At 54.8% G+C, this 12,506-nt stretch carries 10 protein-coding genes; 8 read left to right on the top strand and 2 right to left on the bottom strand.

Annotation, left to right across the window (positions count from 1 at the left end; genetic code table 11):
• The first annotated feature begins 40 nt into the window (after window positions 1–40).
• Together WJU16_RS08855 and WJU16_RS08850 are read left to right on the top strand one after the other, a co-directional pair.
• On the top strand, window positions 41–1,234 hold the full coding sequence (locus tag WJU16_RS08855) for a TlpA disulfide reductase family protein (RefSeq protein ID WP_341837960.1): 1,194 nt from the start codon (window positions 41–43) through the stop codon (window positions 1,232–1,234).
• A gap of 67 nt (window positions 1,235–1,301) precedes the next feature.
• The gene (locus WJU16_RS08850) at window positions 1,302–2,285 is read left to right on the top strand and encodes a TlpA disulfide reductase family protein (RefSeq protein ID WP_341837959.1); all 984 of its coding nucleotides are present in this window, start codon (window positions 1,302–1,304) and stop codon (window positions 2,283–2,285) included.
• A gap of 58 nt (window positions 2,286–2,343) precedes the next feature.
• Here the strand turns inward: WJU16_RS08850 and WJU16_RS08845 are convergent, their stop codons facing one another.
• Window positions 2,344–3,762: a serine hydrolase domain-containing protein gene (locus tag WJU16_RS08845; RefSeq protein ID WP_341837958.1), complete on the bottom strand. Its 1,419-nt coding sequence runs from the start codon at window positions 3,760–3,762 to the stop codon at window positions 2,344–2,346.
• A gap of 119 nt (window positions 3,763–3,881) precedes the next feature.
• On the opposite strand from WJU16_RS08845, the gene WJU16_RS08840 reads away from it, so the two are divergent.
• A complete protein-coding gene (locus WJU16_RS08840) occupies window positions 3,882–5,042 on the top strand; it encodes an Fmu (Sun) domain-containing protein (protein ID WP_341837957.1) in 1,161 nt (386 codons plus the stop codon).
• Window positions 5,043–5,099: 57 nt separating this feature from the next.
• Here WJU16_RS08840 and mnmA read toward each other — a convergent pair whose 3' ends face one another.
• Entirely contained in the window at window positions 5,100–6,191 is a 1,092-nt protein-coding gene (gene mnmA, locus WJU16_RS08835; protein WP_341837956.1) for a tRNA 2-thiouridine(34) synthase MnmA, read from the bottom strand.
• A 275-nt stretch (window positions 6,192–6,466) separates the two neighbouring features.
• Between mnmA and WJU16_RS08830 the strand changes: the two genes are divergently transcribed.
• The 5 genes from WJU16_RS08830 to WJU16_RS08810 are packed head-to-tail and all read left to right on the top strand — an operon-like array spanning window position 6,467 to window position 12,346.
• Window positions 6,467–7,936, top strand: coding sequence for a tagaturonate reductase (locus WJU16_RS08830; RefSeq protein ID WP_341837955.1), 1,470 nt, complete (start codon window positions 6,467–6,469; stop codon window positions 7,934–7,936).
• A gap of 4 nt (window positions 7,937–7,940) precedes the next feature.
• On the top strand, window positions 7,941–9,335 hold the full coding sequence (uxaC, locus tag WJU16_RS08825; protein ID WP_341837954.1) for a glucuronate isomerase: 1,395 nt from the start codon (window positions 7,941–7,943) through the stop codon (window positions 9,333–9,335).
• Window positions 9,335–10,333, top strand: a complete 999-nt coding sequence (locus WJU16_RS08820) for a sugar kinase (RefSeq protein ID WP_341837953.1) — start codon at window positions 9,335–9,337, stop codon at window positions 10,331–10,333. Before uxaC ends, WJU16_RS08820 begins: the two co-directional genes overlap by 1 nt.
• Window positions 10,334–10,336: 3 nt before the next feature.
• Entirely contained in the window at window positions 10,337–10,999 is a 663-nt protein-coding gene (gene eda, locus WJU16_RS08815) for a bifunctional 4-hydroxy-2-oxoglutarate aldolase/2-dehydro-3-deoxy-phosphogluconate aldolase (RefSeq protein WP_341837952.1), read from the top strand.
• Window positions 11,000–11,038: 39 nt separating this feature from the next.
• Window positions 11,039–12,346, top strand: coding sequence for an MFS transporter (locus WJU16_RS08810; RefSeq protein WP_341837951.1), 1,308 nt, complete (start codon window positions 11,039–11,041; stop codon window positions 12,344–12,346).
• The last annotated feature ends 160 nt before the right edge of the window (window positions 12,347–12,506 follow it).

Genomic DNA, 12,506 nt, shown 5'->3' with positions numbered 1-12,506 from the left:
CCTTGCGGGTATTATAAATCTGTAGAAAAAGTAATTCACTATGAAGAAAGTATTGACAGGCATGTTATGCGCAAGCAGCCTCGCCGCCCTGGCCCAGGAGAAAGGCGCCCGCTTCAGCAATACGGTGCAGGAACCCATGGCCGTTATTTCCGTGAAGCTGGACCAGGCGCCCAACGATAGCCTGGTGAATCTGTACGAACCCTATTCCGGCGACACCGCCACCGCATACGTGAAGAATCACCAGTTTGAACTGCGCATGCCGATGAAGAAAGGCGGCAGCGTATACATCCTCCAGATTGGTTCGAACCCTACAGAGCAAAACGGCATGGGAACAGTCCTGTACCTGGAAGACGGAAAAATGCAGATCACGGGAAAGGGCGCGGGCTTCAACGATGCGAAGTTTTCCGGTAACCCCTGGGTAAAGGAATGGCAGGAAGTAATGGCCATCACCGACCCCTTCAGCGGGGAAGGCCTCCGCTTCGCGCAGCTGGAAAAGCAATACCACGAAGCCGTTGCCATCGGAGATGAAGATGCCATGAACGTTGCCGCCAAGGATGCGTTGACGGTGGAAAACAGCATGAAGTCCAAACTGAAAACCTGGATGGCCAAACACCCCAACTCCGGCGTGTGCGGCTATATTTTAACCGTGTACTTTACCAAAGAGCAGAAATACATCGACTCGGTGTATGAAACCCTGGGCGACCATGCCAAAGCTTCGCGCATCCTGCAACGCTACAAAAACCCGGGCAAGGTAGACGATGTGCCCCTCCAGATGAAAATGGGAGAAGGCGCGCCCGCCCCGGATATGGGAAGAGTGAAAATCGGTGCCGCCGCCCCTGATTTCACCATCCCCGATCTGGACGGCAATAAAATTTCCCTCTCCGGATTCAAAGGCAAATACGTATTCCTCGATTTCTGGGCCAGCTGGTGCAGCCCGTGCATCGCGCAGATCCCGCATCTCCAGGAAATCAATAACGAATTCAAGGATAAGAACTTCCTGCTAATGGCAATATCCCTGGATTCCAAACAGGAAGGCTGGGAGAAGGCTGTGAAGAAACATGGCCTTGACTGGCTGAACGTTTCCAACCTCAAAGGCTGGGGCGAACCGGTAGCGGGCCTCTATGGCGTACGCTACCTTCCTTCCAACGTGCTGATCGACCCCGCCGGCAATATCGTGGCATACGATCTGTACGGCGACGCGCTGAAAGCGAAACTGAAGGAGCTTATCAAATAATACTATCCCTCCCTGGAAGGCAATGGTGCTTGTTTGCGCTGTTGCCTTTTTCATAAAACCTGATTCCATGAAGAACTGTCTCCAATGCATCCTCCTCCTCATGCTCCCGCTATGCAGCCTGGGCATGGAAGGATTCGTCATCAAGGGAAAAGTAACGGGCGTAAAAAATGGTACAGCTGCTATTGTGAACGATCACCCGGTCCCCGGTGAGCAGCTGGAGCTCGCAGATCCGGTGCGCATCGTTAACGGTGAATTCACCTACTTCGGAAAGCTGGACCGCCCGCGGTTGTTAAAACTGAAAGTCAGCACCCGCATGGTAAACGTATTCCTGGAAAACGCTTACTACGAAATCAACTGCAGCCTCGATTCCCTCCACGGGTCAAAATTGGAAGGCGGAACGCTGAATACCCAATACTGGGATTTTATGAAGGCGCCGCATACCGACATGCAGGCGGATATCAAAGCGGTGATCAAAACCGGCATCGGCCCCTTCCTGGCCAATATGTACACCCGCGACCGGAAAGACGTAGAGGAATTGTATCCCCTCTTAACCGAAGCGGGAAAAAATACCTACGAAGGAAAGGAATACAGGAAAAAGTACGATGGGTTTATCAATAGCGCCGCCGGCAAGTCTTTCCCGAAGCTGAAAATGAACCTGCCAAACGGTCAGCCATTTACAGAGAAGGAAATGGCCGGTAAAGTAGTGGTGTTCGACTTCTGGGCTTCCTGGTGCGCCCCCTGCATTGCGTACATTCCCCAGATGCGGGAACATTACAACCACCTCAAAGGCCTGGATGTACTGATCGTCAGCATTTCTGTGGATGATACGGACGCGGCCTGGCGGAAAGCCATGAAAGCCCACCCGATGGAGTGGACACAGGTATTGTCCGACGGCGGATTTTACAAAGGTGAAGCGAAGCGCCGGTTGAGCATTCCTTCCATACCCTATGTCATCGTGGTGGATAAACAAGGCAATATCGCCGCCACGCTGGATTTTGATCAGAAGAAAGACCTGGAGCAGGTGGTGCTGAAAGCATTGCAACAACAATAGTTCACCGCAACTGTAAATCGAAATGGGGCGGCCTTTTGGGCTGCCCCTTTCTATTTTTCTAAGGTTTTTCCCGCAGGAAAATAGCTTCCCGCCGTCCATTGAACATCTTCAGCGTGTCGCCGGCCAACGTCCACATGGCTGGCTGCTCTGTGAGCACAAACTTATCGGCTTGTGTGAAATACATTTGATACGGCTGTCCCTTTTCCACGATGGCGTTAAGCCCTTTGCCCGATGCCCGGATTTCTATCGTGGTTTTCGGGCTTTGGCGCACGTAAGTACCCGTGTACCGGCGGATCAGGCTGTCGGGGATGGAAGACAGCAGGGGGAACTTTTCGGTATCCTGGAAATCTTTCCATCCATAAACTGTTGAGATGGCGCGCACGATTTCGTCGATGATCAGGTGATTGCTCACATTCGTCATCACCACGAAGCCGTTGCCACCTTCCATGCTGCCCGAATATGTACAGGCGAAGCCCCAGTTTCCACCGTTATGACTGAACCAGCGGCCATCAGCATTGATGAACACGCCGAGTGCGGACTGTTTGTCGAGGTAAGGCGTGAGGCGTTTTGCCGTCATTTCGGGCGACAATACCTTTGCCGATTTTCCGGCTTTCGACAATTGGGTTTCGATGATGTATTTGGCGAGGTCGGAAGGGTTGGTCCACAAGCCGGCGGCGCCTTGTTCGGGGTAGACGTGGTAGTTGCCTTTTACGCGCGAGCCGTCGTTTTCGTAAGCGGTCGCCAGCAGGGAGGCTTTGCCGGCGGGAGGGGGCTGGTTATAGAAGCTCTGTGTCATGCCCATGGGGTTCAGCACTTCCCGCTGGAGGTATTGTTCGTAGGGCTCACCGGTGATGGTGGTAAGGATGAGCTGGGAAACGGTGGTGCCGCCGCCCGAATATTGCATCATTTCACCCGGTGCGGCAAAGGGCTTTACCTCGCTGGTATTTGCCGGCTTTTGGCCCATCAGGATTTGTTCCGTGGTCGGAAGTTTGTCGGTGGTTTCGTACCCGGGGAACCCGTGGATGGTCAGCCCGGCGGTATGGCTAAGCAGGTGCGCCAGCGTGATGGTGCCTTTGCTGGAATCGGGATGCCAGGTTTTGAGATAGGTATTGATGTCTTCGTCGAGTTTGAGCCTGCCGTCCTGCACGAGTTTCAGGATCGCCACGCCATTGAGTGATTTGCTGATGGAAGCCGCCTGGAAGAGGGTTTCGGTGGTAACGGGGCGTTTTTCTTCTTTATCAGCCCATCCGTACCCTTTAGCCCATTCCACTTTATAATCGCGGATCACGGCAATCGTGACGCCCGGTATCTCCAGTGCTTTGAGGCGTTCTTCGATGGAGAAGCGCATGGCTGGCTGGTCTTTGAACTGCACCCAGGGCATGAGGCCGTTCTCGACGCGGCGCTGGTTGTCGCCAGGCGACTGGGCCAGTAACGTTAGGGGAAAGAAAAGACAGATAAGCGGAAACAGTGTTTTCATGTGGCGGGGGATTTTACTTTAAAAATACGGTTTTCGCTACACGCATAGCCGCAGTGTGACGGACTTGATAACCGGGGATTTGAAAATCCGCTTTCGCGGGATAGATTATCTTTGCGCCCATGACGCGATGGGAAAATTACCTCCGGTCGGCCGCGGCCGTGCTGGAAGAATACGATGGCAGCGTGCCGCTGCACCATTTTCTGAAGCAATTCTTCAAAGCCAGGCCTCAAATGGGCAGCCGCGACCGTAAAACGGTACAGCAGCTCGTTTACCGCTATTTCCGCCTGGGCCGCTGGCAAATGGATATGCAGGTGGCAGACCGACTCCTGCTGGCCACTTTCCTTTGCGAAACAGCGCCGGACGCCATGCTGGAAGCCCTCCGTCCCGAATTCTCCTCCCATATGACGGAATCACTGGACGAAAAGCTGGCCGTAGCCGGTCTGACCTGGGATCCGGCCGCTGTGTTCCCCGGCATTGGTCATCTTTCCCCATCCATTCAAAAAGAAGATTTCACCCGCTCGTTCCTGCAGCAGCCGCGGCTGTTCATCCGTGCCCGTCCGGGCCGCAAAGCCGCCCTGCTCAAACAGCTGGAAAAGGCGGGCGTTACCTACGCCACCGCCGGGCCAGACGCCATCGCCTTGCCCAACGGCACCAAAACCGAAGCCATCCTGCCCGAGAAAAACTGGTACGAGATCCAGGACCTCTCTTCACAGGAGACCGGGCTGCGCTTCCATCCCCGGAAGATAGAGTATTGGTGGGATTGCTGCGCCGCCAGCGGGGGCAAATCCATCCTGCTGCACGACCGCCAGCCCGATATCCGGCTGCTCGTGACCGACGTGCGGGCTTCCATCCTGGAAAACCTCCGCCGGCGATTTGCCGAAGCGGGCGTCAGGGAGTACGATTCGCGTGTGGTGGACCTCACGGCCCCGCATCCCGCCACGCAGCTGCCGCATACTTCTTTCAACGGCATCATCCTCGACGCGCCCTGCACCGGTTCCGGCACCTGGGGCCGTACGCCGGAAAACCTTTATTATTTCGACCCGGTGAAGATCGCAGCTTATGCCGCTTTGCAGAAAAAGATCGCCGGGAACGTATCGAAGCTCCTGGCGCCCGGGGGAACGCTGATTTATATTACCTGCTCGGTGTTCCGGGAAGAGAATGAAGACGCGGCGGTATTCCTGGAGCGGGACTGCGGCCTCCGGATCGAAGAAAGTACGGTGGTTGAAGGGTATAGGCGGTTTGCGGATTCGATGTTCGTGACCGTGGCGAGAAGAGACTAATATAAAAGACGAGGCCCCTCCGCGCGGAGGGGCCTCTGACTATATTACGTGATTCGTTTATCTGCGGATGATACCGCCGCCCAGCACGTCGTCGCCTTCATAAAAAACGGCGCTCTGACCGGGGGCGATGCCTTTCACCTGGTCATAAAAATGCACTTTCACGAGGCCGTCTTCCGAATTGTAGAGGATAGCCAGCGTGCCTTTGTCTTTGTAACGCACTTTCACCACCGACTCCATGCCTTCGGGGAGATGGTCGTATTTCACGAGGTTGATGCCGCCCACATTCATTTCGCTGCGGTTCAGTTCCACTTCGTCGCCCAGCACCACGGTATTGGTTTCCGGGATGATTTCAGTGACGAAAATGGGCCGGCCAAGGGCGATGTCGAGGCCCTTGCGCTGTCCGATGGTGTAGAAAGGGTAACCTTTGTGCTTGCCTACGATGGTGCCGTCGGCCAGTACGAAGTTGCCACCATTCACGCGTTCTTCCAGGCCGTCGACCTTGCGTTTCAGGAATCCGCGGTAATCGTTGTCGGGCACGAAGCAGATTTCATAGCTTTCGGCTTTCTTGGCCAGCTCGGGGTAACCGAAGTCGAATGCCATCTGGCGGATTTCGGTTTTGCGGTAGCCGCCGAGGGGGAGGAGGGTGCGTTTGATGACATCCTGATCGAGGCCCCAGAGCACGTAGCTCTGGTCTTTGGTTTCGTCCACCCCTTTGCTGATGATGCCCCTGTCGTTTTCGACGCGGATCCGGCCGTAGTGGCCGGTGGCGATGAAAGCGCAATCCATGGCGTCCGCCCGTTTCATGAGGGCGCGCCACTTGATGTGGGTGTTGCAAAGGACGCAGGGGTTCGGCGTGCGGCCTGCGAGGTACTCGTCCACGAAGTTATTGATGACGAAATCGCCGAATTCGTCGCGTATATCGAGAATGAAGTGCGGGAAACCATGATGCACGGCGGCGGCGCGGGCATCGTTGAAGGAATCCAGGTTGCAGCAGCCGGTCTCTTTCTTGGAGGCCCCGGCGGACGCATAATCCCAGGTCTTCATCGTAATGCCGACCACTTCGTAACCCTGCTCATGCAGCATAAGGGCGGTAACGGTACTGTCGATACCCCCGCTCATGGCTACCAGCACTTTTCCATGCTTGCTCATTTTCCTATCGGTTTAGCGTGCAAAATTACAGAAAATCCCCGGAACGAGGGGGCCGGGCCCATAGATACTGCTGATAGCCCCATAGCCGGACGTGATAAGCCCGATGAAAAAAATTCAATATGAAGGGATTTACAACGATTGATATTAGATTTTTGTCATAATTCTTTAACTAATCGTCAAAAAAGTCGCATCCTAATTTTATATTTATCGGATATTAGCTATGTCATATTATAAATTTTGAATGCATGCTACCTCGTTTGAATAAGGCACACGTTATGAATCACCCGCAATGGGGCGTTACATCCGATTACTTTCAATTACCGGAAAAAATCCTGCAGTTCGGAACCGGCGTACTGCTGCGGGGGCTGGTCGACTACCTGGTTGATAAAGCCAACAAGCAAGGCGTTTTCAACGGCCGTATCGCGATCGTGAAAAGCACCGACGGCGGCGACGCAGGCGCTTTCCACGCCCAGGACGGACTGTTCACCACCCATATTAAAGGCGTTTCCCAGGGGAAACCGGTGGATCAATACCTGGTCAACGCTTCTGTTAGCCGTGTATTGCAATCGAATGCAGATTGGGAGGCGGTGTTGGAAGCGGCCTGTCAGCCCACCATGGAAATTATCGTGTCCAACACCACGGAAGTGGGCATCCAGTATGTGGAAGAGAATATCGCGGCCGGCGTTCCTGCGTCGTTCCCCGGGAAACTCCTGGCCATCCTCTTCGAACGCTACCGCCGGAAACTCCCGGGATTCGTGATCATACCCACCGAACTGGTGGTCGACAACGGGGAACTGCTCCGTTCCATCGTGCTCAAACTGGCGGCTTACAACGGATTGCCGGAAAACTTCATCCAGTGGATCAGCCAGGGCAACCGTTTTTGCAGCTCGCTGGTAGACCGCATCGTGCCCGGCAGGCCCAAGAACCTGTCGGAATGCTGGGAAGAAGCGGGGTACGAAGACGAGCTCTGGATCGATTCTGAGCCTTTCCTCCTCTGGGCCATCGAAGGCGATGCCGGTGTGGCGCAGAAACTGGGATTCCACCAGGCGGACGACCGGATGCTCATCGCACCCACCATCACGCCCTACCGCGAACAAAAGCTCCGCATCCTAAACGGCAGCCACACCGCCGCGGTGACGCTCGGCTACCTTTCCGGGCTTAACACCGTTTACGAATGCATGCAGGACAGCTATATGCGACGTTTCTTCGAAACCGTGGTGAAAGGAGAAATTCTCCCCACACTGGAACACCTTGGTCCGCAGGTAGCCACCTTCGCGACAGACGTGCTCGACCGCTTCGACAATCCTTCCATCGAACATAAACTCATTTCCATCACCTTCCAGCAGAGCAGCAAGATGAATGCGCGCAACGTGCAGACCATCCTCCGCTACCGCGAAAGCAAAGGCCTGCTGCCGGAGATGATGCTGCTGGGTTTCGCCTGCACCCTGCTTTTCCTGCGGCCCGCCCGGGAGAAGGACGGCAAGTACCAGGGCCAGCGCGGCGACCAGTTCTACGATATCACCGACGAAAACGCGGCCGTTTTCGCGGGGCACTGGCAGGGAGCAGCGGCGCCGTCGTATCCCGAAATATCCGCCATGGTGCGGAACATTTGCGGGGACGGGCGCCTTTGGCAAACCGACCTCAACCAGCTGCCCGGTTTCGCCGACACCGTGACGGACCATCTCATCGGCATGATGCAAAACGGCGTTAAGGAATATATCATCCACCATTCCAAGGTTTTATAATCGCATGAAACAATTTCTGTCGGAAGACTTTTTATTACAGACTGAAACGGCCCGGCGCCTGTATTTCGATTACGCGAAAGACATGCCGGTAATCGATTACCATAACCATTTGCCGCCCGACGAGATCGCGTCCGACAAAAAGTTCGCGAACATGACGGAGATCTGGCTGAAGGGCGACCACTATAAATGGCGCGCCATGCGGGCCAACGGTGTGTCCGAAGACCTGATTACCGGTGATGCAGATGATTTCACAAAGTTCCGGGTGTGGGCTGAAACGGTGCCCTTCACCGCGCGGAACCCGCTCTATCACTGGAGCGCGATGGAACTGGCGAATCCTTTCGGTATCCGGGAAACGCTGAACGGCGACAATGCAATGAAGATATATGAAGCCTGCAACGCGCAGTTGCCGCAATATTCCACGCGCAGCCTGTTGCAGCATTTTAATGTGAAGGCCCTATGCACCACCGATGATCCCGCAGACTCGCTGGAACATCACAAAGCTTTGCGGGGCGAGGGGTTCGGCGTCAAGGTACTGCCGACGTTCCGGCCCGATAAAGCGATGGCGGTGGAAGATCCTGCGGCCTTCAAAGCCTACACGGGCAAACTGGGCGCCGCGGCAGGGATTGAAATTGACAGTTATCAATCCCTGATCGATGCACTGAAAAAACGCCACGATTATTTCCATGAAGCCGGCGGCCGCTTGTCGGACCACGGCCTCAATTATTTCATCTATAGCGATTTTACGGATGCTGCGTTGGAACAGGCTTTCCAGCGCGTGTTCTCGGGAAGGCAGCTGGATGCCGCCGCCACAGCGATGTTCAAATCCGCCACGCTGCACTTTGTATGCCAGTGGAACCACGCGAAAGGCTGGGTGCAGCAGTTTCACGTAGGGGCCATCCGGAACAACAACAGCCGTTTACTGCAGCGGCTCGGTGCGGACGCGGGCGTGGATTCCATCGGCGACTGGTCGATGGCCGAGGCCATGAGCCGCTTCTTCGACCGGCTGGATGCGGGCAACCAGCTGGCTAAAACGATCGTCTATAACCTGAACCCCTCCAACAACGAAGTGTTTGCCACAATGGTGGGCAATTTCCAGGACGGAAGCGTAGCCGGGAAGATGCAGTTCGGATCGGGTTGGTGGTTTTTGGATCAGAAAGACGGCATGGAGAAACAGATGAACGCGCTCAGCAACATGGGACTGATCAGCCGTTTCGTAGGCATGCTCACCGATTCGAGGAGCTTCCTGTCGTATAGCCGCCATGAGTATTTCAGGAGAATATTGTGTAATTTGTTCGGCAACGACGTGGAAAACGGAGAATTGCCCGCCGATATTCCCTGGCTGGGCAAAACGGTGCAGAATATATGCTATAACAACGCGCAGGCGTATTTTTCTTTTTAATGCAACCAGTATCAGTCATTACTTTCGGAGAGATATTATTCCGCCTGTCGCCCGATTGGGCCAATCACCGCGCCGCGATGTATGTAGGCGGGGCGGAAGCCAATGTAGCCGCGGCCCTGGGCACCTGGGGCGACAGCGTGGCGTATATCAGCAAAGCCCCCGATAACGGGTTGAGCCGCCAGGCGCTCGCGCAGCTCGAAAGCGCCGGTATCAAAACGGACAGGATGCTATGGGGCGGCGACAGGATAGGGGCGTATTACCTTTCGCAGGGCGCCGACCTGAAGCATGCAGAAGTGGTATACGACCGCAAGTATTCGAGTTTCAGCGAGATACAGCCTGGAACGGTGGATTGGGACGCACTGCTCGACGGCGCCAACTGGTTCCACTGGAGCGCTATTTCGCCGGCACTGAACGCCAACGCAGCGGAGATTTGCCGGGAAGTGCTGGAAGCGGCCACCCGCAAAGGGATGACCATTTCCACCGATCTCAATTACCGCAGCAAGTTATGGCAATACGGCAAAACGCCGCTGGAAGTGATGCCCGCCCTGACGCAGTATTGCCATGTGATCATGGGCAATATCTGGGCGGCCGACATGATGCTGGGCGTGCCTTTGAATAAGGCAGCCGTGGAACCGGATACGAAAGACGGATACCTGCAGGCGGCGCGCGAATCCGCTGCAGCCATTATTGCAAAGTTTCCGAAGTGCGACCGGGTGGCGTTTACGTTCAGGTTTTCGGGAGGCGCCACGCATAACCTGTATTACGCCGTGTATTATACCGGCGGCGAGTTGTTCGTGAGCCGGCAATATGAGACGAATGAAGTGGTGGACCGTGTGGGCAGCGGCGACAGTTTTATGGCGGGGCTGATCCACGGCAATATCCACAACTTCGATCCGCAGGAAATCATCGGCTATGCCGCGGCGTCGGCTTACACGAAGCTTTTCCGGACGGGGGATTTCAACCTCACCCCGCGCGAAACGATTACGCAAATGATGTAACAGATGACAACGCAACCAGATACAATTGTAAAAGCATTTGAAAGCACGAAGGTGATCCCGGTGTTTTACCACGAGGACCCGGAAGTGTGCGCGGAAGTGATGAAAGCCTGTTACGCAGGTGGTATCCGCGTTTTCGAATTTACCAATCGCGGGGAGCAGGCCCGTCAGAATTTTGCGCATCTGCGCGACCTGAAAATAGCTTCCATGCCGGATATGCAGCTGGGCATCGGTACCATCAAGAACGCTGCCGACGCAAAAACTTTCACGGAGATGGGCGCCGACTTCATCGTGTGCCCGGTGACCGATCCTGAAACGGCCGCGTATTGCCATACTGCCGGCATCCTCTGGGTCCCGGGATGCATGACGCCGACGGAGATTTCCGTGGCCGAAAAGAACGGGGCGCTGCTGGTGAAGTTGTTTCCCGGGAGCGCGCTGGGCCCCGATTTCGTGAAAGCGATCAAACCGCTGTTTCCCGGTCTGAAATTCATGCCCACCGGCGGCGTGGAACCGGAAGCCGCCAACCTGAAGGCATGGTTCGGCGCAGGCGTGGTCTGCGTGGGCATGGGTTCCAACCTGATACCAAAAGAAATCCTCGCAAAACGGGATTGGTCAAGCCTTTCCGAGAAAATCAAGCAAACGTTTGCATTATTAAAGTCATTACAGTAATTTGTTCTGTAGTGCTCATCCCTTAAACACTCAACTGATATGAATTCCACTGTAATTGGCCGGTATCGCTGGCGAATTGTTGCATTGCTCTTTTTTGCTACCACGATATGTTATATAGACCGGCAGGTGTTGTCGATGATCTCTACGGACGAAACGTTCCAGAAAGATATCCTGGGCCTTTCTTCCGACCATGTGATGCAGGCATCCGACCATGCGGATTTTAAGAAAGCGTTGGGTAATACCGATGCTGCTTTCAAGCTTGCCTACTCACTGGGTTTCCTCATCGTGGGGTGGTTCCTTGACCGGGTGGGCGTTCGTAAAGGCTTCCCCATCGCATTGGGCTTATGGAGCCTTTCAGGCATGTTGCACGGTTTGGTGAAGAGTGCGGGGGGATTGATCGGTGCGCGGTTTTTACTGGGGATCGGCGAAGCAGGTAACTTCCCGTCAGCCAATAAAACAATATCCGAATGGTTGCCCCGGAAGGAACGATCACAGGCAACCGGTATCATGAACGCAGGAGCCAACATCGGGGTGATCGCCACGGCATTGGCCGTACCAGTGCTAAACCACCACTTCGGCTGGCGGGTATGCTTCATCGTTACCGGTGCTTTGGGCTTTATCCTCATCGCCTTCTGGATAAAAATGTACCGCAAGCCCCGCGAAAGCCAATCCCTCGGCGCCACTGAGCTTGCCCATATTGAAAGCGATATGGAACAGGAGCCCCCGGGGAAAGTGTCCTGGATCAGGCTCTTCGGCTACCGCCAGACCTGGGCTTTCGCCGGTGCTAAATTCCTGACCGACAGCGTTTGGTATTTCTTCCTCACATGGCTCCCGCTATTTTTTGTCCGCAATAACACACTCGATCAAAAGCTGGATATCTCATCCGTAGGATTCACTTTCGTATTCATCTACATCATCTCCGACGTGGGCAGTATCTTCTTTGGATGGTTAACTACCCGGTTTATGAAAAACGGCTGGTCCCTCAACCGCGCCCGCAAAACCACGCTTTTGCTTTGCGGTCTTTGCGCCCTGCCCATCTTCTTCGCGGCTTATACCACCAGCTTCTATGTAGCGGTGCTTATCATTGCGCTGGGGACCGCCGCGCACCAGGGTTTTTCATCCAACATCCTCACCATGCCCGGTGATCTGTTCCCGAAATATGCAGTAGGTTCCGTAACCGGTATCGGCGGTACATTGGGCGGAATCGCAGGTGCCATGATGACCTGGTACGCAGGCCACACCGACAGCTACGTTCCTTTCTTCATCTATGGCAGCACCGCTTATCTCATCGCCACGCTGGTAATCCACCTTTGCGTGCCGAAAATGGAAAGAGCACAATTGGCGTAAACCTTCGTTTTAAAAATACTTTACCACCGGCAGCACAACGACCCCTATCGTTGTGCTGCCTTTTTAACCCCAGCCATTTTTTTCAATTTCATCCTACGCCAGCGGATAAACTAACTTGTTTGTGTTCAGGTAGTATTGAATAATAGGATTTTATGATGCG

Source organism: Chitinophaga pollutisoli (assembly GCF_038396755.1).
Lineage (GTDB): Bacteria > Bacteroidota > Bacteroidia > Chitinophagales > Chitinophagaceae > Chitinophaga > Chitinophaga pollutisoli.
This window is presented reverse-complemented; position numbering and strand designations above follow the sequence as displayed.

Coding starts and splice junctions, on each gene's coding strand:
- WJU16_RS08850 (WP_341837959.1), top strand. CDS start 1,302: ATGAAGAACTGTCTCCAATGCATCCTCCTCCTCATGCTCCCGCTATGC.
- uxaC (WP_341837954.1), top strand. CDS start 7,941: ATGAAACAATTTCTGTCGGAAGACTTTTTATTACAGACTGAAACGGCC.
- eda (WP_341837952.1), top strand. CDS start 10,337: ATGACAACGCAACCAGATACAATTGTAAAAGCATTTGAAAGCACGAAG.
- WJU16_RS08820 (WP_341837953.1), top strand. CDS start 9,335: ATGCAACCAGTATCAGTCATTACTTTCGGAGAGATATTATTCCGCCTG.
- WJU16_RS08855 (WP_341837960.1), top strand. CDS start 41: ATGAAGAAAGTATTGACAGGCATGTTATGCGCAAGCAGCCTCGCCGCC.
- mnmA (WP_341837956.1), bottom strand. CDS start 6,191: ATGAGCAAGCATGGAAAAGTGCTGGTAGCCATGAGCGGGGGTATCGAC.
- WJU16_RS08845 (WP_341837958.1), bottom strand. CDS start 3,762: ATGAAAACACTGTTTCCGCTTATCTGTCTTTTCTTTCCCCTAACGTTA.
- WJU16_RS08840 (WP_341837957.1), top strand. CDS start 3,882: ATGACGCGATGGGAAAATTACCTCCGGTCGGCCGCGGCCGTGCTGGAA.
- WJU16_RS08830 (WP_341837955.1), top strand. CDS start 6,467: ATGAATCACCCGCAATGGGGCGTTACATCCGATTACTTTCAATTACCG.
- WJU16_RS08810 (WP_341837951.1), top strand. CDS start 11,039: ATGAATTCCACTGTAATTGGCCGGTATCGCTGGCGAATTGTTGCATTG.